Annotated in this window: 13 protein-coding genes, 3 tRNA genes and 1 pseudogene; 11 read left to right on the top strand and 6 right to left on the bottom strand. The window is 70.8% G+C overall.

Features of this window, described 5'->3' with window-relative positions; translation table 11 throughout:
- Window positions 1–251 precede the first annotated feature (251 nt).
- Window positions 252–1016: a sirohydrochlorin chelatase gene (locus tag J7I94_RS00085; protein ID WP_215164323.1), complete on the top strand. Its 765-nt coding sequence runs from the start codon at window positions 252–254 to the stop codon at window positions 1014–1016.
- A gap of 92 nt (window positions 1017–1108) precedes the next feature.
- Here J7I94_RS00085 and J7I94_RS00080 read toward each other — a convergent pair whose 3' ends face one another.
- Window positions 1109–1945 carry an enoyl-CoA hydratase/isomerase family protein gene (locus tag J7I94_RS00080; RefSeq protein ID WP_215164322.1) on the bottom strand — a complete coding sequence of 279 codons (837 nt, stop codon included), beginning with the start codon at window positions 1943–1945 and terminating at the stop codon, window positions 1109–1111.
- Window positions 1946–2053: 108 nt separating this feature from the next.
- Here J7I94_RS00080 and J7I94_RS00075 point away from each other — a divergent pair, with 108 nt between their 5' ends.
- The 6 genes and pseudogenes from J7I94_RS00075 (at window position 2054) to J7I94_RS00050 (ending at window position 9923) form a co-directional block, all read left to right on the top strand.
- Window positions 2054–2446, top strand: coding sequence for a helix-turn-helix domain-containing protein (locus J7I94_RS00075; RefSeq protein ID WP_215164325.1), 393 nt, complete (start codon window positions 2054–2056; stop codon window positions 2444–2446).
- Between the two features lie 64 nt (window positions 2447–2510).
- Window positions 2511–3776 (top strand): deoxyguanosinetriphosphate triphosphohydrolase, encoded by a 1266-nt coding sequence (locus tag J7I94_RS00070; protein WP_215164324.1) that lies wholly within the window; start codon window positions 2511–2513, stop codon window positions 3774–3776.
- 78 nt (window positions 3777–3854) lie between these two features.
- Window positions 3855–5117, top strand: a complete 1263-nt coding sequence (locus J7I94_RS00065; RefSeq protein ID WP_215164321.1) for an FAD-dependent oxidoreductase — start codon at window positions 3855–3857, stop codon at window positions 5115–5117.
- A 29-nt stretch (window positions 5118–5146) separates the two neighbouring features.
- Window positions 5147–7051 carry a DNA primase gene (gene dnaG, locus J7I94_RS00060; protein ID WP_215164320.1) on the top strand — a complete coding sequence of 635 codons (1905 nt, stop codon included), beginning with the start codon at window positions 5147–5149 and terminating at the stop codon, window positions 7049–7051.
- An 82-nt stretch (window positions 7052–7133) separates the two neighbouring features.
- A pseudogene (locus J7I94_RS00055) lies at window positions 7134–8457 on the top strand (RNA polymerase sigma factor).
- A gap of 137 nt (window positions 8458–8594) precedes the next feature.
- Window positions 8595–9923: an SGNH/GDSL hydrolase family protein gene (locus J7I94_RS00050; RefSeq protein ID WP_251074427.1), complete on the top strand. Its 1329-nt coding sequence runs from the start codon at window positions 8595–8597 to the stop codon at window positions 9921–9923.
- On the opposite strand, the gene J7I94_RS00045 is transcribed toward J7I94_RS00050, so the two are convergent.
- The 4 genes from J7I94_RS00045 to J7I94_RS00030 all read right to left on the bottom strand — a co-directional run bounded on the left by J7I94_RS00045 (window position 9920) and on the right by J7I94_RS00030 (window position 15508).
- A complete protein-coding gene (locus J7I94_RS00045; protein WP_215164318.1) occupies window positions 9920–11848 on the bottom strand; it encodes an ABC transporter ATP-binding protein in 1929 nt (642 codons plus the stop codon). The genes J7I94_RS00050 and J7I94_RS00045 overlap by 4 nt on opposite strands.
- Complete coding sequence (locus J7I94_RS00040) at window positions 11848–13581, bottom strand: ABC transporter ATP-binding protein (protein WP_215164317.1); 1734 nt, start codon at window positions 13579–13581, stop codon at window positions 11848–11850. Before J7I94_RS00040 ends, J7I94_RS00045 begins: the two co-directional genes overlap by 1 nt.
- Before the next feature lie 116 nt (window positions 13582–13697).
- On the bottom strand, window positions 13698–15152 hold the full coding sequence (locus tag J7I94_RS00035) for an FGGY-family carbohydrate kinase (protein ID WP_215164316.1): 1455 nt from the start codon (window positions 15150–15152) through the stop codon (window positions 13698–13700).
- Window positions 15153–15202: 50 nt separating this feature from the next.
- Window positions 15203–15508 carry a YtxH domain-containing protein gene (locus tag J7I94_RS00030; RefSeq protein ID WP_215164315.1) on the bottom strand — a complete coding sequence of 102 codons (306 nt, stop codon included), beginning with the start codon at window positions 15506–15508 and terminating at the stop codon, window positions 15203–15205.
- A 147-nt stretch (window positions 15509–15655) separates the two neighbouring features.
- Here J7I94_RS00030 and J7I94_RS00025 point away from each other — a divergent pair.
- The 3 genes from J7I94_RS00025 (at window position 15656) to J7I94_RS00015 (ending at window position 16080) form a co-directional block, all read left to right on the top strand.
- Window positions 15656–15728, top strand: a tRNA-Asn gene (locus J7I94_RS00025).
- Between the two features lie 6 nt (window positions 15729–15734).
- Window positions 15735–15807 (top strand) — tRNA-Asn (locus J7I94_RS00020).
- A 199-nt stretch (window positions 15808–16006) separates the two neighbouring features.
- Window positions 16007–16080 (top strand) — tRNA-Ile (locus tag J7I94_RS00015).
- A 150-nt stretch (window positions 16081–16230) separates the two neighbouring features.
- Here the strand turns inward: J7I94_RS00015 and J7I94_RS00010 are convergent.
- Window positions 16231–18120, bottom strand: a complete 1890-nt coding sequence (locus tag J7I94_RS00010) for a tyrosine-type recombinase/integrase (RefSeq protein WP_215164314.1) — start codon at window positions 18118–18120, stop codon at window positions 16231–16233.
- A 518-nt stretch (window positions 18121–18638) separates the two neighbouring features.
- On the opposite strand from J7I94_RS00010, the gene J7I94_RS00005 reads away from it, so the two are divergent.
- Window positions 18639–19616 (top strand): recombinase family protein, encoded by a 978-nt coding sequence (locus J7I94_RS00005; RefSeq protein ID WP_215164313.1) that lies wholly within the window; start codon window positions 18639–18641, stop codon window positions 19614–19616.
- Window positions 19617–19633: the final 17 nt, after the last annotated feature.

Raw genomic sequence — 19633 nt, 5'->3', positions numbered from 1 at the left:
CGGTCCATGACGGCCCTCACGATCCATGACGGCCCGTCACGGTTCATAACCGACCGTCACGGCCCATGAGAGCCCACGAAGGCCCTCCTTGGTTCTCAGGGACGTCCCACCGGCCCCGACGGTTCACAGCACCTGCGCGAACCCGGGCCCGAGCCACCTCACACCGCCCACCCACCCCGCCGTGATCCCCCCGAAAACACCCGTGACGCCCGTGCAACGGGCCGGCAACCTCCCCCGGCGACGATCGATCCATGACGACGACCACCCTTCCCACCCCGCCGGGCTCCCCGCACGACCCCGACCCCGCCCTGGTCGTCGTGGCCCACGGCAGCCGAGACCCCCGTGCCCTGCGCACCGTACGCGCCCTGCTGGACCAGGTCCGGGCCCTGCGCCCCGGCCTGCCGGTCCACCTCGGCCACATCGAGCTGAACGATCCCCTGCTCCCCGACACCCTCGCCGCCCTCGGCGACCGGGAGGCCGTCCTCGTACCGCTTCTCCTCAGCCGCGGCTACCACGTCAAGCGGGACATCCCCGAGATGGCCGCCGCCTCCCCGGTACGGGCCCGGGTGGCCGCCCCGCTCGGTCCGCACCCCCTCCTCGTGGACGCCCTCCACGCCCGCCTCACCGAGGCCGGCTGGCACCGCCGCCGAGGCGACGCGGTCGTCCTGGCCGCCGCCGGCTCCCGCGACCCCGACTCCGCCGTCGACACCGGCCGCACCGCCCGCCTCCTCGCCGCCCGCCTCGGCGTCCCCGTGGTCCCCGCCTACGCGTCCACGGCCGCGCCGACCGTCCCCGACGCGATCGCCGCCCTCACCGCCGCCGGCCACCGCCACATCGCCGTCGCCTCCTACTTCACGGCCCCGGGCCGCTTCGCGACGGAGACGGCGGCCGCGGCCCCGTGGATCGCCGCGGCCCCGCTCGGCACCCACCCGGCGATGGCCCGCCTGATCCTCCACCGCTACGAGGAGGCGCCGGCGACCGCACCCACGGCCCCTTTGGAGCTGGCGTCGGCCTGAGAGCGTCCTCGCGCATCACGCACACAGGTCTCGCCCGACGGCTTCCCGCGCCGTGACTCCCGCGCCACTGGCTCTGCGGTCCCTGCTGGTCCCTACCGGTCGGCAGCGACGCTTCGCATGACCGACTCCAGGTCGCGCTCGCCCGCCGGGGTCTGCGCACCGCGCTCCAGAGCCCCCGTCATGAGCCGTGCCGGCAGGTCCCCGCTCACCAGCGCCGCCCACGCGTCGTGTTCGGCGCGCAGGCCGTCGGTCAGGTCCGCCGGAGGGACCAGCCGCTTGGCGGCGGCGACGAGCTCCGGGGAGAGCGCGGCGACCTTCTCCGCCACCCCGTCGACGAACGCGTCCAGCTCCGCCGCGGGCACCGCACGGTTGATCCACCCGTAGGCGGCCGCGGTGTCCGCGTCCACCAGGTCACCGGTGAGCAGCAGCTCCAGCGCGCGGTTGCGCCCGACCCGCTCGCGCAGGTACTGCGTTCCTCCGCCGCCCGGAACGATGCCCATCAGCACCTCGCTCTGGCCGAGTCCCGCGGTCTCCCGCGCGGCGAAGGCCATGTCGGCCGCCGCGACGAACTCGGCACCGCCGGCCCGGGCCTTGCCAGCCAGTTTCACGATCGTCACCTGAGGCTGGTGACGCAGCAGCTCGCCGACCCCCTGGAACAGATTGGCGTCCGGGTTGCGGTCCGCGATCTCCCGCAGTCCGTCCATCTCGTCGAGGATGTGGATGTCGACGTGCGCGATGAAGAACTCGGGGTTGGCGCTGGAGAACACGATGGCGCGGACCGAGCGGTCGTCCCGCAGTGCCCCGAGGGCGTCGTGCAGTTCGCGGATCAAGGTCCCGCTGAGCACGTTGACCGGGGGATTGTCCAAGGTGATCCGCGCGACTCCGGCATCGATGCCGACATGGAGCGTCGTGTACTGGTCCAGGTGCATGAGTGTCCCCAGGTTTGCGGTGGGCTAGTAGGTTTGCAACGCATACCAACCCTGGGACCCGCGCCATGAACCGGTCAATAACGCACTTATGGACAACCAAGGATCATGATGGATACCAATCCCTCGCCCCAGCCGCCCCGCAGTACCCCGCGGTTCAGCGCGGAGTGCCCGAGCCGGCCCATCCTCGACCAGATCTCCGACAAGTGGTCGATGATGGTCCTGGCGGTCCTGGAGCAGCCGACGCGGTTCAACGAGATCAAGCGGCAGCTGGAGGGCGTCACCCAGCGGGTACTGACCCAGACGCTGCGCAGGCTCGAACGCAACGGCATGATCCGGCGCCGGGTGCTCGAAACCTCCCCGCTGGGCGTGGAGTACTCCCTCACGCCCCTCGGTGAGTCGTTCCGCGCTCCCTTCACACGCCTGTACGAATGGACGGTCGAGCACAGCGACGAGGTCCTGTCGGCGCAGCACGCGTACGACGCGCGGTCATCGGGGCGGTAGTTCTCCGGGCGGAGCGTCCCCGCACTCGCGCACGACGTACTGTCGGTCCATGAAAGGCACCGCACTGGAAGGCACCGCACCCCTCGCCCCTTACGACCCCACGTCAGTGGCCCGCTGGGCCCCCGAACCCGACAAACGCCCCGGCCGCACCGCCTTCCAACGCGACCGCGCCCGCGTCCTGCACTCCTCCGCGCTGCGCCGCCTCGCCGGGAAGACGCAGGTCGTCACCCCCGGCGATCCCACCCCCGCCTGGGACGCCAGCCCCCGCACCCGTCTCACCCACTCCCTGGAATGCGCCCAGGTCGGCCGCGAACTCGGTGCCGCCCTCGGCTGCGACCCCGACCTCGTCGAGGCCGCCTGCCTCTCCCACGACCTGGGGCATCCCCCCTTCGGCCACAACGGCGAATCCGCGCTCAACGAGTTCGCCGAGGACTGCGGCGGCTTCGAGGGCAACGCCCAGTCCCTGCGCCTGCTCACCCGCATCGAACCCAAGCGCTTCACCCCGGACGGCCCCGTCGGCCTCAACCTCACCCGCGCCACCCTCGACGCCGCCACCAAGTACCCCTGGCCCAGAGGCGCCCACCCCACCGACCCGGCGTCACCCAAGTTCGGCGTCTACGACGACGACCGCACCGTCTTCGACTGGGTCCGTGAAACCGCCCCCGGCGACCGCATCTGCTTCGAGGCCCAGGTCATGGACTGGTCCGACGACGTCGCCTACTCCGTGCACGACGTCGAGGACGGCCTGCACGCCGGTCACATCGACCCCGACTGCCTGCTCGCCGACCCCGAACGCCGAGCCGTCTTCGACACGGCCCGCGCCCGCTACGCGCCCCCCGGCACCGACCCCGCCGAACTCGACGCCGCCCTCGACCGCCTCCTCGCCCAGGAGTGGTGGCCGCACGGCTACGACGGCACCGCGCTCGCCCAGGCCCGTCTGAAGGACGCCACCAGCCAGCTCATCGGCCGCTTCTGCCTGGCCGCCGAGACCGCCACCCGCGCGGCGTACGGGACCGGCCGTCTCACCCGCTACACCGCCGAACTGGTCGTCCCCCGCGTCACCCGCCTGGAGTGCGCCGTCCTCAAGGCCGTCGCCGACCGGTACGTCATGCAGCGCGACGAACAGGAACGCCTCCGCGCCGACCAGCGGATCGTCGTCGCCGAACTGGCCGCCGCGCTCACCCGCCGGGCACCGGACGGCCTGGACCCCCAGTTCCGCGCCCTGTTCGACAAGGCCCCCGACGACCGCGCCCGCAAACGCGTGATCGTCGATCAGATCGCCTCCCTCACCGACGCCTCCGCCCGCTCCCTCCACGCCCGACTGAGCTGATCGGACCACCCCTCTTCCCGCAGCCCGCTCCGTGCGGGACGCTCGCATGTGGCGGAACGCTGACGAGGAGGCAAACAAGTGGTCGACGCTGATCAGACATTCGTCATCGTCGGAGGAGGGCTGGCCGGCGCCAAGGCCGCCGAGACGCTCCGCGCGGAGGGTTTCTCCGGCCGGGTGATCCTCATCTGTGACGAACGCGACCACCCCTACGAGCGGCCCCCGCTCTCCAAGGGCTACCTCCTCGGCAAGGAGGAACGCGACAGCGTCTTCGTGCACGAACCCGCCTGGTACGCCCGCAACGACATCGAGCTGCACCTCGGCCAGACCGTCGTCTCCGTCGACCGCGCCACCCGCACCGTGCACTACGGCGACGACGGCACCCGCGTCCGCTACGACAAGCTGCTCCTCGCCACCGGCGCCGAGCCGCGCCGCCTCGACGTCCCCGGCACCGGCCTGGCCGGCGTCCACCACCTGCGCCGCCTCGCCCACGCCGAACGCCTCAAGGGCGTCCTCGCCGCCCTCGGCCGGGACAACGGCCACCTGGTGATCGCCGGCGCCGGCTGGATCGGCCTGGAGGTCGCGGCGGCGGCCCGCGAGTACGGCGCCGAGGTCACCGTCGTGGAACGCGCGCCGACCCCGTTGCACGGCGTCCTCGGCCCCGAGCTGGGCGCCGTCTTCGCCGAGCTGCACCGGGCGCACGGCGTCCGCTTCCGCTTCGGCGTGTCCCTGACCGAGATCGTCGGCCAGGACGGCGTGGTGCTGGCCGCCCGTACCGACGACGGGGAGGAACACCCCGCGCACGACGTGCTCGCCGCGATCGGCGCCGCGCCGCGCGTCTCGCTGGCCCAGGCGGCCGGCCTGGAGATCGCCGGCCCGGCCGACGGCGGCGGCATCGTCGTCGACGAGGCGCTGCGCACCAGTGACCCCGACATCTACGCGGCGGGCGACGCGGCCTCCTTCCCGCACCCCGCCGGGACCCGCCGTCGCGTGGAGCACTGGGCCAACGCCCTGAACGGCGGCCCGGCCGCCGCCCGCTCCATGCTGGGCAAGGAGATCACCTACGACCGCGTGCCCTACTTCTTCTCCGACCAGTACGACCTGGGCATGGAGTACAGCGGATGGGCGCCGCCGGGGACGTACGACGAGGTGGTGATCCGGGGGGACGCGGGGAAGCGGGAGTTCATCGCGTTCTGGCTGAAGGACGGGCGGGTGCTGGCCGGGATGAACGTGAACGTGTGGGATGTCACAGAGGACGTCCAGCGGCTGATCCGCACCGGAACCCCGGTGGACGCGGACGCGCTGGCCGATCCGCGCGTCCCCCTCGAAAGCCTCGGCGCCTGAGTGTCGTACCGCCCCCGTAGAATTCACGCGTGGCTGGACGGATCAACGACGAGGACGTGAAGGCGGTACGGGACGCGGTCCCGATCGACGCCGTCGTGTCCGAGTACCTCCAGCTGCGCAACGCGGGCGGCGGCAACCTCAAGGGGCTGTGCCCGTTCCACGACGAGAAGTCCCCGTCCTTCCAGGTCAGCCCCAGCAAGGGACTGTTCCACTGCTTCGGCTGCCAGGAGGGCGGCGACACCATCACGTTCGTGATGAAGATCGACCACCTCACCTTCTCGGAGGCGGTCGAGCGGCTGGCCGGCCAGGCCGGCATCACCCTGCGGTACGAGGAGGGCGGGTACAACCCCTCCCACCAGCGCGGCGAGCGCATCCGCCTGGTCGAGGCCCACAAGGTCGCCGCGCAGTGGTACGCCGAGCAGCTCGCGACCTCCCCGGAGGCCGACGCCGGCCGGGTCTTCCTCGCCGAGCGCGGCTTCGACCAGGCCGCCGCCGAGCACTTCGGCGTCGGCTACAGCCCGCAAGGCTGGGACCACCTCACCCGCTACCTGCGCGGCAAGGGCTTCAGCGACAAGGAACTGCTGCTGTCCGGCCTCGCCCAGGAGGGCCGCCGCGGCCCCATCGACCGCTTCCGCGGCCGGCTGATGTGGCCGATCCGCGACATCGGCGGCGAGGTCGTCGGCTTCGGCGCCCGCAAGCTCTACGAGGCGGACAACGGGCCGAAGTACCTCAACACCCCCGAAACCCCCATCTACCGCAAGTCCCAGGTCCTCTACGGCATCGACCTGGCCAAGAAGGACATCGCCAAGGCCTCCCGCGCGGTCGTCGTCGAGGGCTACACCGACGTCATGGCCTGCCACCTCGCCGGGGTGACGACCGCGATCGCGACCTGCGGCACGGCCTTCGGCACCGACCACATCAAGATCCTGCGCCGGCTGCTGATGGACAACGGCAGCGCCCGCGTGATCTTCACCTTCGACGGCGACGCCGCCGGGCAGAAGGCGGCCCTGCGCGCCTTCGAGGACGACCAGAAGTTCGCCGCCGAGACGTACATCGCCATCGCGCCGGACAACATGGACCCCTGCGACCTGCGGCTGGCCAAGGGCGACGAGGCCGTCGCCGACCTGGTCGAGCCGCGCACGCCGCTGTTCGAGTTCGCCCTGCGGCAGATCGTCTCCCGCTACGACCTCGACACGCCCGCCGGCCGCGCCGCCGCCCTGGACGAGGCCGCCCCCGTCGTCGCCCGCATCAAGAACAGCGGCGCCCAGCACGAGGTCGCCGTCCAGCTCGCCGGGATGCTCGGCATCCTCGACACCCAGTTCGTGGTCAAACGCGTCGGCCAGCTCGCCCGCTGGGCCCGCGAGCGCGGCGGCGGTGACCGGGGCCCCGCTCCCGGCGGCTCGCGGCAGCAGCAGTACGCCCCCGCCCCGGCCGCCCCCAGCGGCCCCTCCCTCACCCTGCGCAACCCCGTCTACGCCACCGAACGGGAACTGCTCAAGCTCGCCCTCCAGCGCCCGGAGCTGGTCTCCCCGGCCTTCGACGCGTACGGCGTCGACGAGTTCACCGCCCCGCCCTACGCCGCCGTACGCCAGGCGATCCTGGACGCGGGCGGCGCCGAGCACGGTGTCGAGGACCCGCAGGAGTACCTGGTCAGGGTCCGGGAGGCGGCCCCCGACGACACCGTCCGCGCGATGGTCACGGAACTCGCCGTCGAGGCGATCATGCGCCGCGCCGTCGACGAGGTCTACGCCGGCGAGGTGCTGGTCCGGGTCCGCCGCCGCGCCGTCGAGCGCCGCATCCGCGACATCCACGCCACCTTCACCCGCCTGGGCAACGGCGGCGACCCCGCCCAGCTGGCCACCGTGCAGAACGAGCTGTGGGTGCTGGAGAAGTACGACCGCGCCCTGCGCGACCACGGCGCCGCCGCCCTCTGATACCGCGCGGTCACGGACCGGACGCAAAAAGTCACCGCACGCCCCTCGTGGCGGGGTTGTGTCGTACCCCACACTGGTGCCGGTGCCTGAGTCCTCGGAGCGCGGCCGATCCGTCCCCGACGGGTCCGGAGAACCCCGCGGTTCCGACCATCGCGTACGGGACGGACAGCGGCGAGGCCGCCGACTCCGTCCCCGAAGTACCGCTGCCGCACGGCCGGGCAGCGATCACCCTGGAGGTCGCACCCGTGCAGACCCAGACCCTCGCGCAGAGCGGCGCGCAGACCCGCGCACAGGCCGGCGGCCCGGAACCGGAGGCCGCCGCGGACGTCCTCGCCGCGCTGCCCGGCCAGCACCGCGCCGCGCACCACCCGGAGGACCCGCCGCCCGCCGAAGCCGTGGAGCCGCCCGCCGAAGCCGTGGAACCGGCCGCCGAGCCCGCGGCGGGGACCGAGCCGGAGCCCGTGGACGCGCCGCCCGCCCGGGCCGACACCAGCGGCCCCTCCTCGGACCTGTTCCGCCAGTACCTCCGCGAGATCGGCCGCGTCCCGCTGCTCACCGCGGCCGAGGAGGTCGAACTCGCCCGCCGCGTCGAGGCCGGCCTGTTCGCCGAGGAGAAGCTGAGCACCGCCACCGACCTGGACAGCCGCCTCGCCCATGACCTGGACCGGCTGGTCGTCATGGGCCGGATGGCCAAGCGCCGCCTCATCGAGGCCAACCTGCGCCTGGTCGTCTCCGTCGCCAAGCGGTACGTGGGACGCGGGCTGACCATGCTCGACCTCGTCCAGGAGGGCAACCTCGGCCTGATCCGGGCGGTGGAGAAGTTCGACTACGCCCGCGGCTACAAGTTCTCCACGTACGCCACCTGGTGGATCCGCCAGGCCATGTCCCGCGCCCTGGCCGACCAGGCCCGCACCATCCGCGTCCCCGTGCACGTCGTGGAGCTGATCAACCGGGTGGTCCGCGTCCAGCGCCGGATGCTCCAGGAGCGCGGCTACGAGCCGACCCCGGCCGAGGTCGCCGCCCACCTCGACCTGCTGCCCGAGCGGGTCAGCGAGGTGCTGCGGCTCGCCCAGGAGCCGGTCTCGCTGCACGCCCCGGTCGGCGAGGAGGACGACGTCGCCCTCGGTGACCTGATCGAGGACGGCGACGCCGCCAGCCCCGTCGAGTCGGCCGCGTTCCTGCTGCTGCGCGAGCACCTGGAGGCGGTGCTCTCCACCCTCGGCGAACGCGAACGCAAGGTCGTCCAGCTCCGCTACGGCCTCGCCGACGGCCGCCCCCGCACCCTGGAGGAGATCGGCCGCATCTTCGGCGTGACCAGGGAGCGGATACGCCAGATCGAGTCCAAGACCCTCAACAAACTCCGCGACCACGCCTTCGCGGACCAACTCCGGGGCTACCTGGACTAGTGAGACGGCGCCGATCGTAAGTTTGTTCTTGAGGTGAGAGGGACAGAACAGCATCGTCCGCAAGCCAAGACAGAGTCGTCCCCGGCGAGGCGCTGATGTTCCTGATTCCTGAGCGAGTCCTGCGACCGAGCGCGCGGGTGAGACGTACCGCGGCGGCCCTGGCCCTCACGCTCACCACGGCCGCCACCCTGGTCTCGGGCACGACAGTCTCAGGCACGACAGTCTCAGGCACGACGGCCCCGGGCACGACAGTCTCAGGCACGACCGCCAAGGCCACCGGCGACACCGCCACCCCCCAACGCGCCGGCGCCCGCGCCTGGTTCACCTCCTGGTCCAGCTCCCAGCACAACCTCGCGCCCACCACCCTCACCGACCAGACCGTCCGCATGGTCACCCACCTCAGCCAGGGAGGTGACGCCGTGCGCATCCGCGTCCAGAACACCTTCGGCACGACCCCCCTCACCGTCGACGCCGCCACCGCCGCGCTCACCGACGGCAAGAGCGCGGCGACCCAGGGACGCCCGCGCCCCGTCACCTTCGAGGGCCGGCGCCACGTGGTCGTCCCCGCGGGCGGCGAGGTGTGGAGCGACCCCACCCGGCTCGCGACCCGCGCCCAGAGCGACGTGGCGGTGTCGCTGTCCGTCTCCGGCACCGTCGTACCGGGCCGGCACGACACCGCCTTCCGCACCAACTACCTCACCGAGCCCGGCACCGGCGACCACACCGCCGACACCGACGCCGCCGCCTACACCAGGACCACCGAGTCCACCTACCTCGTCACCGCCGTCGACGTGCACAACCCCCGTCTGCAGGGCACCGTCGTCGCCTACGGCAGCTCGGTGGTCGACGGCATCGGCTCCACCAACTGCGGAACGGGCTGCACGGAGCTGGGCACCAACCGGCGCTGGACGGACGACCTGGCCCGCCGGGTCACCGCCGAACTGCCGCCCACCCGGCAGTTCGCCATCGCCAACGCCGGCGTCAACGGCACCACCAGCGCGGCCGACTGCCCGAACCTGGGCGACGCCGTCCGCGGCCTGGACGCCGGAGCCCGGCTGGAACGGGACGTCCTGTCCCTGCACGGAGTCACCGCCGTCCTGTACTACTACGGCACCAACGACCTGCCCGCCGGATGCGACGCCGACCAGATCCTGGCCTCCTACCGCACCACGTTCCAGCGCCTGCACGACGCGGGGATCGAGGTGTACGTCACCCCGATCACCCCGCGCCCCGGCTACACCGACCAGCACAACCGGACCCGGCACACCGTCAACACCTTCGTCACCCGGTGGAACGACTGCGCCGGCACCTGCGACGGCATCCTCGACTTCGACCAGGTCCTCAAGGACCCGGTGAAGCCGAACAGCATCAACCCGTCCTACGACACCGGCGACGGCGTCCACGCCAACATCGCCGGCCAGCAGGCCCTGGCCGACACCGTCTCCCTCGCCATGCTGGTGCCCTAGTCGACCTCCGCCACCGCCTGCGCGAACTGCGCCTGGTACAGCCGCGCGTACGCCCCGCCGGCCGCGAGCAACTCGTCGTGCGCGCCCTGCTCCACGATCGACCCGTTCTCCATGACGAGGATGGTGTCCGCGTCCCGGATGGTGGAGAGCCGGTGGGCGATGACGAACGAGGTCCGCCCGTGCGCCAGCTTGGCCATCGCCTTCTGGATCAGCACCTCGGTACGGGTGTCCACCGACGACGTCGCCTCGTCCAGGACCAGGATCACCGGGTCGGACAGGAACGCCCGCGCGATGGTGATGAGCTGCTTCTCACCGGCGCTCACGCCCGTGCCCTCGTCGTCGATCACGGTGTCGTAGCCGTCGGGCAGCGTCCGTACGAACCGGTCGGCGTGCGCGGCCCGCGCCGCCTCCTCGATCTCCCCGCGCGTCACCTCGCGCGCGGCCCCGTACGCGATGTTCTCCGCGATGGTGCCGCCGAACAGCCAGGTGTCCTGGAGCACCATCCCGATCCCGGCGCGCAGTTCGTCCCGCGACATCTTCGCGATGTCGACGCCGTCGAGGGTGATCCGCCCGCCGGACACCTCGTAGAACCGCATGAGGAGATTGACGAGCGTCGTCTTGCCGGCCCCGGTCGGGCCGACGATGGCGACCGTGTGCCCCGGCTCCACCGTCAGCGACAGGTCCTCGATCAGCGGCTTCTCCGGGTCGTACCGGAACGACACGTGCTCCAGCGCCACCCGCCCCCGCAGCTCGGCCGGCTTCTCCGCCGGCACCGGGTCCGCGCTCTGCTCCTCCGCGTCCAGCAGCTCGAAGATCCGCTCGGCGGAGGCGACGCCCGACTGCACCAGGTTGGCCATCGACGCGACCTGCGTCAGCGGCATCGAGAACTGCCGGGAGTACTGGATGAACGCCTGTACGTCCCCGATGGACAGTGAGCCGGACGCCACCCGCAGCCCGCCGACCACGGCGACCAGCACGTAGTTCAGGTTGGACACGAACATCATCAGCGGCTGCATGACCCCGCTGTTGAACTGCGCCTTGAACCCGGCCTCGTACAGCGCCTCGTTCTGCTCGGCGAACCGCGCCGCCGACTCCTCCTGCCGCCCGAACACCTTCACCAGGGTGTGCCCGGTGTACATCTCCTCGATGTGCGCGTTCAGCTTGCCCGTGGTGCGCCACTGCTGCACGAAGTGCGGCTGCGACCGCTTGCCGACGCGGGTGGCCACCACGAACGACAGCGGTACGGTCACCAGCGCGACCAGCGCCAGGATCCAGGAGACCCAGAACATCATCGCGAGGACGCCGATGATGGTCAGCAGCGAGTTGATCAGCTGGCCCATCGACTGCTGGAGGGTCTGGCCGATGTTGTCGATGTCGTTGGTGGCGCGCGAGAGCACCTCGCCGCGCTGGCGCCGGTCGAAGTAGGACAGCGGCAGCCGGGACAGTTTCGTCTGCACGTCCTCGCGCAGCCGGAACATGGTCCGGTTGACCGCCCGGTTGACCAGCCGGGTCGCCACCGCCATCAGCAGCCCGGCGACCAGGAAGGTGCCGAGCGCCAGCAGCAGTACGTGTCCGACCGCCGTGAAGTCGATGCCCTCGCCCGGCGTGAAGTCGGTGGAGCGCAGCATGTCGGCGACCTGGCCGTCCCCGCGCTCCCGCATCGACTCCAGCACCTGCTCCTTGCTGGCCCCGGACGGCATCTCCCGCCCGATGATCCCGGCGAAGACCAGGTCGGTGGCGTTGCCGAGGATCTTCGGCCCGATCACGTTGAGCCCGACGCTGACCACCACGCACAGCAGCAGCACACCGATCGTCAGCCGCTCCGGCCGGAACTGCCCGACCAGCCGTTTGCCCGATCCCTTGAAGTCCATGGAGTGCTGGTCGGGTCCGCCCCCGGCCATCATCCGCCCCGCCGGCCCGGCCATCAGGCAGCCTCCGCTTCCGTGAGCTGGGAGAGCACGATCTCCCGGTAGGTGTCGTTGTCCGCCATCAGCTCGTGGTGCCGTCCGGTACCGACGACCCGGCCCTCGTCGAGGACGACGATCCGGTCGGCGTCCCGGATCGTCGAGACCCGCTGCGCGACGATGACGACGGTCGCCTCGGCCGTCTCCTGGGCGAGCGCGGCACGCAGGGCGGCGTCGGTGGCGTAGTCCAGCGCCGAGAAGGAGTCGTCGAAGAGGTAGATCTCCGGCCGCTGGACGAGCGTCCGGGCGATGGCGAGCCGCTGCCGCTGCCCGCCGGAGACGTTCGTGCCGCCCTGCGCGATGGGCGCGTCGAGCCCGCCCTCCAGCCGCTCCACGAACGGCTTCGCCTGCGCGACCTCCAGCGCGTGCCACAGCTCCTCGTCGGTGGCGTCCGGATTGCCGTACCGCAGATTGGTCGCGACGGTGCCCGCGAACAGGTACGGCTTCTGCGGCACCAGCCCGACCGTCTTGGCCAGCACCTTCTGGTCGAGGTTCCGTACGTCCGTCCCGTCCACCAGCACCTCCCCCTCGGTGGCGTCGAACAGCCGGGGGATCAGCCCGAGCAGGGTGGACTTGCCGCTGCCGGTCGAGCCGATGACGGCGGTCGTCTCGCCCGGCCGGGCGACCAGCTCGACGTTCCTCAGCACCGGCTCCTCGGCGCCCGGATAGCGGAAGCCCGCCCCCCGGATCTCCAGCAGCCCGTGCCGCCGCAGCTCGGTGACCGGCGCGAGCGGCGGCACCACACTGCTCTCGGTCTCCAGCACCTCCATGATCCGCTCGGCGCACACCTCCGCGCGCGGCACCATCATGAACATGAAGGTGGCCATCATCACGGACATCACGATCTGCATCAGGTAGGCGAGGAACGCCGTCAGGTCGCCGATCTGCATCCCGCCGCTGTCGATCCGGTGCGCCCCGAACCAGACCACCGCGATCGACGACAGGTTCACCGTGGTCATGACCACCGGGAACATCAGCGCGAGCAGATTGCCGGTGCCGACCGCCACCTCGGTCAGCTCGCCGTTGGCCTTGCGGAACCGCTTCTCCTCGTACGCGTCCCGCACGAAGGCGCGGATGACCCGGTTGCCGGTGATCTGCTCCCGCAGCACCCGGTTCACGGTGTCCAGACGCACCTGCATGGCCCGGAACAGCGGCCGCAGCCGCCGTACGATCAGCGTCACGCAGATACCCAGTACGGGCACCACCGCGACCAGCACCCCGGACAGCGGCACGTCCAGGCCGAGCGCCAGCACCACGCCGCCCACGCACATGATGGGCGCCGACACCATCAGCGTGAACGTCATCAGGGCCAGCATCTGGACCTGCTGCACGTCATTGGTGGTCCGGGTGATCAGCGACGGCGCGCCGAAGCGGGCGACCTCCCGGGCGGAGAAGGACTGCACCCGGTCGAAGACGGCACCGCGCAGGTCCCGCCCGAGCGCCGCGGCGGTCCGCGCGCCGTAGTACACGGCACCGATGTTGCAGACGACCTGCACCAGCGAGATGCCGATCATCAGGGCGCCGTAGCTCAGGATGTAGCCGGTGTCGCCGTTGACGACGCCCTGGTCGATGATGTCGGCGTTCAGGGTCGGCAGGTAGAGGGTGGCGCAGGTCTGCAGGAACTGCAGTGCCACCAGCCAGGCGATGGGTTTCTTGTAGGGCCTGAGACAGGTCCGCAGCAGTCGTATGAGCACGCTCGGTCTCTCGGAGTCGGCGGTGGGGGCGAGTGGTTGCCCTTGGCCCCTATCGTCGAACACTCCACCCGCGTTACCTCAACCGATTAACCCAACAGGCCCCCTCGGGCGACGGCTCAGACGCGGAACGCGCCGGGGTGCGTCTGCTCCCGTACGGACACGTACTGCTGCCGTACCGCCTGACCCACCGCCAGTTCCTCGCCGGGCTCCAGCACCTGCGCCACCGCACCCTGCCAGGCCGGGGGAGTGCGCGGGTCCAGCGTGCCCTGCGACACGCCCAGCGCCCAGGCCGCCTGCCGCGCCGCCCCGATCGCCGCGTAGTCCGCGGGCTGCGGTACGACGACCTGCGCGCCGAACAGCGCGGGCGCCGCCACCTGCACGGCCGGCAGCTCGGCGGCCGGCCCCAGCAAGAAGATCCGCCGCACGTCGACCCCCCGGCCGCGCAGCACGTCCAGCGCGTCGGCGAGCCCGCACAGCATCCCCTCGAACGCGGCCCGCGCCAGGTGCTCCGGCCGCATCGACTCCCGCCTCAGCCCCGCCAGCGTCCCCGCCGTGTGCGGCAGGTGCGGCGTCCGCTCACCCTCCAGGTAGGGCAGCAGCACCAGCCCGTGCGCCCCCGGCGTCGACTTCATCGCCAGCTCGGACAGGCTCTCCAGATCCGGCAGCCCGAGCAGCTCGGCGGCCCCGCGCAGGGTCCGTACGGCGTTCAGGGTGGTGACGACCGGCAGGTGCATGCCGGTCGCGTCGGCCAGCGCGGTGATCATCCCGGACTGGTCGACGAGCGGCTCGGAGTGCACGGCCATCACGGACCCGGACGCGCCCAGCGAGACGACGGCGTCCCCCAGCCCGATCCCGAGCCCGAAGGCGGCGGCCTGGGTCTCGCCGGTCCCGGCGGAGATCAGCAGCCCCTCCGGCGTCGTACCGGCCGCGTCGGCCGGACCGATCACCTCCGGCAGCATCGCGTGGTGCCCGAGCGCCAGCTCGACCAGATCCGGCCGGTACCCCCCGCTCGCCGCCGACCAGTAACCGGTCCCGGAGGCCCCGCCCCGGTCCGTCGTCCTGCGGACCGGCCGCCCGAGAAGCTGCCACACCAGCCAGTCGTGGGCCTGGAGCAGTACGGCGGTCCGCGCGGCGTTCTCCGGCTCGCTGCGGGCCAGCCAGCGCAGCTTGGTCACCGGCTGCGCGGCCTGCGGCACACTCCCCACGGCCTGCGCCCAGGCCTCCCGGCCGCCGAGCGCGTCGACCAGGTCGGCCCCGGCCACCTGCGCCCGCTTGTCGCCGCCGACCATCGCGGGCCGCACGGTGTTGCCCTGCGCGTCCAGCGGCACGACCGCGTTGGCCTGCGCCGACACGCCGATCGCCTGCACGCCCTCCAGCAGCCCGCCGCCGGCCGCCTCGCCCAGGGACAGCAGCCACGCCTGCGGGTCGACGTCGGAAGGACGGCCCCCACCCTCGGGACCGTCCACCGGATGCGGCGCGTACCCCTGCCTGAGTACGGCCCCCGTGTCCGAGTCACAGACGACGATACGAGTGAAATCGGGTGAACTGTCCAACCCGGCGACTATCCCCATGACCGAAATTCTGCCGTACCGCAAGGGGTGGGCGTGCCGGGTGGGGGCCCTCAGGTGTTGCTGGTGCCCCAGTCGTCACCCGCCGAGCCGTTCCCGCTGCGCTCCCGCAGGGACTTCACCCGCTGGGCCACCGAGTCCGGCATCCGGTCCCCGACCTTGTCGCTGACCACGTGGTACGCCTTGTCCGCGAACTGGCGGCCCTGGAGCGCGGCCGACTCCGCGGTGTTGCGCACCGCCGGGTTCTGGGAGACCTGCCGAGCGGCCTTCTTCAACTGCTCGTAACGCTCCCGTCCGGCCTTCGTGCCCAGTACGTACCCCACGGCGAGTCCGACGACGAACGTGAGCCGGTAACGCATGACGGCCACCCTTCCTTTGCCTCTGTCTGCGATGCCGGGGAGGACCGATTGGCGGAGCACCCCCCTGCTTGCGCTAATGTATGTGTCGCAGCGAACGCGCGCCCCCTGGCGGATACCCAGGGAGCAACGTTCGATGCGACGAGGCGATCCTCGGTAGCTCAATTGGCAGAGCAGCCGGCTGTTAACCGGCAGGTTACTGGTTCGAGTCCAGTCCGGGGAGCTTCGATCTTCCGTAGCTCAATTGGCAGAGCAGCCGGCTGTTAACCGGCAGGTTACTGGTTCGAGTCCAGTCGGGAGAGCATGGTGAACGAGGACCCTTCGGGGTCCTTTTTCATGTCCGCCCGCAGTCTCCGGCCGCGTCCGGGAACCGCGCGGGCCGCCCCGGAGTCCTCAAGGTCAGGAAGCCGCAGCGGGAAGCCGACCACCCGGAGCAGGAGATCGTATGAGCGGCTATGCTGCGGCAGACGGCGCGCACACGTGTACGCGACACGCCGCTATGGGGCGGTAGCTCAGCCGGTTAGAGCAGCGGACTCATAATCCGCCGGCCGTGGGTTCGAGTCCCACCCGCCCCACCCCGCGGTTCACCTAGAGAACCGTTTCTACCTGCGGAAACGCGAGAACGGGGGTCACCACTCCAGGGTGGCGACCCCTGTTCATCCGTTCAGACCAAGATCCAGGGGACACACAGGGGACACGGGACCGGTCAGGGGACACAGGGGCCTTCAGGCCGCCTTCCGGCGCCCATTCGGAGCCCGGCGGGCGGGCCGCGATGCTGCGGGCGGCAGGCCCGTCGGCAGTGCCCAGCCGTCCACCCCCGGAGACTCGGAGCGGGCGATCGTGAAGCGCGTGAGCGAGAAGTCGGCTCGCTGCTCCTCCGGGTAGCGATCATTGAAGTTCTCGACCCGGACCAGCTCCAGGTCGTTCGCGGCGCAGTGCTCGCGTATCCACTTCACGGCCGCGTTGGCGGCGTCGTCCTGGCCCCGGCCGGCGAGGGTGATCATGCCGAGGAGATCGGAGTCGGGCTGGGTCTGCGCTCCCACGGCCCAGGTGCCACCTGACTGCCGTGCACCGTGGGCGAAGAAGACCGCGATGTCCCCTTGCCATGCCTTCTCGGGGATCGTCAGCGGGGCGCGCACCTCGAAGGGGACTTCTCGGGGGACGACGGCCATGACCGACTCGGCCTCGGCCCGCATCATCTCGGGCAGCACGCTGGTGTAGGTGTCGGAGGTGATCTGGCGCGAGGAGTGCCCCAGCTTCTCCTGGACCACCTTGATGTCGGTACCGGCCAGCAGGGACAGGGTGGCCGCCAGGTGACGCAGGTCGTGCAGGCGGACCGGCGGCAGTCCGGACAGCTCCACGAGGCGCGTGAAGCGGCGGGAGATCCAGTCGGGGTGCAGCGCCTCGCCGTTCTCGTGCGTCCACACGCGGCCGGTCTCGACGTAGGCGTCTCCCCACTCCTGGCGCTTCTGCTCCTGCTTTGCCCGGAAGCTGACCAGGTTCTCGCCGGACTCGAGGCTCAGGGAGAGGGTGCGGACGCTGTCGGCCTTCGGTGCTTCGCCGTACAGCTGGTAGGCCACCTCCACGATCTGCTGGGAGATCCGTAGCCAAAGGGCGTCGGTGCTGACCTCTGTCCAGGGCAGTGCGGCCATCTCGCCTCGGCGGGGGCCGAGGAAGATGAAGCTGTGCCACAGCTCGTAGAGCCAGTCGTCCTTGACGAAGTCGAGGAACTGACCGGTCAGCTCCGGTGTCCAGACCATGACCGGGCCGGGCTTCTCGCCGGTGCGCTTCCAGTGCTCGATGCGCTCGGGCGTCCAGACGAGCGGCTTCGGCCGGGTGACCGGCGGCAGCTCCACGAGCTGCGCCCAGTTCTTGGCGAACGCCTGCTCGCGCTTGATCCCCCAGGACAGCGCCGAGCTGAGGGTGTCGTTGATGCGGTGCATGGTGGCGGCGGAGGTGACCTTCCGCAGCCCCTTCTTGCCCTCGCGGAGCGCGGCGTTCGCGTCGAGGAAGGCACGGCGGGCGGCGCGGCGCTCCTCCTTCTTGGCATAGCCCGCCGTCTTCACCCAGGCCCGGTGCGCGGCGTCCCGTTCATTCTGGAGCTGATCGACGCGGAGACGGTGGAGAATCCGCTCGGCGTTCTCCTTCTCGATCGCGTCGTACATCTTGTCGAGGTGCCGGACCTTGAGGTCACGGCGCTTGATGTGACCGAGGTGCGGCATCAGGTAGTTGTTGATGTGCTCCTCGTAGCCGTGGCGGGTGGTGCGGGCGAGGGACTTCTTCGCCTTGATCCACCGCAGGAAGAAGTCGCCGCACGTTTCGTCGGAGAGTACGTCGGTGCCGGCCGTGGCCGCGTCGTACAGCTCCTTGGCCTTCTTCTTGGCGTCGTCCAGCCTGGTGAAGCCCCCGCGGCGTATTCGGGCGCGCTTGTTGCCCTCGCCGCGCTCGGCCTCGAAGTAGAAGTACCAGGTGCCGTGTCCCTTGCCGAGCTTCGGGCATGTCAGCCCGATGTCCCCGATCTTCGGCTTGCCGTCCGCGTCGAGGACCGGGTTGCCCTCCTTGTCCTTGAGCGGCCCCTTGCACTGGCACCGCCGGTAGTAGCTCGGCTCGAACATCCGACCCCCTGCTGGTCTGTTGCTTGGCTCACAGCCAGTCGTCGGCGTGCGTACGTATCCGTACGTGTCTGGCGTGATCTCTTTCGATCTTGCTGGGGCTGTCGGACACCGTTGTAAAGTTGCCAGCATGTTGGCGTGGGGGAGACAGGCGACCAACGACATGACTGCTCAGGAAGCGAGCGGACCGAGCGGAGCCATGGGGCTGGAGGAGCTACTCGCTCTCCCGGCCACGGTCAATGTGACAACAGCTGGACGTGCGCTGGGCATTGGCCGCGACAAGGCGTACGAGCTGATCAGGACGGGCACGTTCCCCGTCAGGACACTGCCCCTTGGGGGGACGGTCCGCGTTCCGACGGCTGAGCTCTGGAGGGTGCTGGGTGTCGAGCCTCGCGCGGAGGTGAGTCCATGATCACGAGATATGCACGATTCTGAGGTGTTCGTTGGTTTATCAACACTGTGACCTATCTCGCTGGTAAATTAGTCAATGTTGGGAGGGGTCGGGTAGAGGGGTCGAGATCATGCCAAGGCTCTACGGGTTCTGGGACATGGCGTACCAGCGCGTGCGCGAGGACGAGGCGGAGGGCATCCGGGCCGCCGCCTCGCGGCGGCTGGAGAAGCAGACCTGGCCCGCGATCACTGTATGGATGACCGAGCACAGCTACCGCACGACCCAGGGCAACGAGTTCAAGCCGGATGTGCTGGCCGGTGTCCTCCATCACCCGGCCATCGCCGGTCTGCGGGAGACGGAGGACGGCGAGCTGGTCGACAGCGGCGGCCCTCGGATCATCCCGGTGGAGGACTTCTTCGCCATCCGTGCCATGCGGCAGGTGAACGACCCGGATAAGCAGCGCGGCGACCAGCGGGAGTACCTGCTCTCGGGTCCCCTCAGCGTGTGCGGTCTGTGTGGGCACACGCTGGGGGCGTCACCGTCGAATGCCGGTGCCCGAGGTCACCGTTGCCCCCCGAGTTCTCCACAGCACCCAGGCGGTTGTGGAAAAGTCCGCATCAATGCTGACTTGTTCGAGACCTATGTCAGCGAACACGTCCTGGCGGAGCTGGCGAAGCCCGAAGTGGCGGAGCTGATCGGTGCTGCGCGTGATGAATTGCTGGCTCAGGCGGAGAAGCTGGACAAGCAGGTCGCATCGGCACGCCGACGGCAGAAGAAGCTGGGCGCGGACTACGCCAAGGGGTCAGGTATGTCGCTTGCCGCCTTCAAGACGGCGGACAAGGAGCTGACCAACCTGATCCGGGAGACGGCAACACAGGCCCGGTTCCTGAAGCAGGTCAAGCACGTCCCCGTTGGGGACGTCCCGGACCTTGTGCGCTGGTGGAAGCACGCCCCGTTGAAAGCGAAAAAGGGCTTGGTCGTGCTTCTCCTGGAACAGATCGCCGTGTACCCGGCCGCATCCAGGGGATCGCGCACCGTGGACGCGGACCGGGTCGCTCTTACCTGGCGGCAGTGGGGTGCCGCCGAGCAGGAGCCGCGCTCCGCCTAGGACTTGTCCGGCCGATC

This window comes from Streptomyces sp. ISL-12 (genome assembly GCF_018614415.1).
Taxonomy (GTDB): Bacteria; Actinomycetota; Actinomycetes; order Streptomycetales; family Streptomycetaceae; genus Streptomyces.
Note: the sequence above shows the minus strand (reverse complement) of the source record. Positions and strands in the feature narration are given on the sequence as shown.

Bases quoted from the DNA above. Each gene is read 5' to 3' on its own strand.
- J7I94_RS00085 (WP_215164323.1), top strand. From the start codon at position 252: ATGACGACGACCACCCTTCCCACCCCGCCGGGCTCCCCGCACGACCCC.
- J7I94_RS00080 (WP_215164322.1), bottom strand. From the start codon at position 1,945: ATGCACCTGGACCAGTACACGACGCTCCATGTCGGCATCGATGCCGGA.
- J7I94_RS00075 (WP_215164325.1), top strand. From the start codon at position 2,054: ATGGATACCAATCCCTCGCCCCAGCCGCCCCGCAGTACCCCGCGGTTC.
- J7I94_RS00045 (WP_215164318.1), bottom strand. From the start codon at position 11,848: ATGGCCGGGCCGGCGGGGCGGATGATGGCCGGGGGCGGACCCGACCAG.
- J7I94_RS00035 (WP_215164316.1), bottom strand. From the start codon at position 15,152: ATGGGGATAGTCGCCGGGTTGGACAGTTCACCCGATTTCACTCGTATC.
- J7I94_RS00030 (WP_215164315.1), bottom strand. From the start codon at position 15,508: ATGCGTTACCGGCTCACGTTCGTCGTCGGACTCGCCGTGGGGTACGTA.
- J7I94_RS00010 (WP_215164314.1), bottom strand. From the start codon at position 18,120: ATGTTCGAGCCGAGCTACTACCGGCGGTGCCAGTGCAAGGGGCCGCTC.
- J7I94_RS00005 (WP_215164313.1), top strand. From the start codon at position 18,639: ATGCCAAGGCTCTACGGGTTCTGGGACATGGCGTACCAGCGCGTGCGC.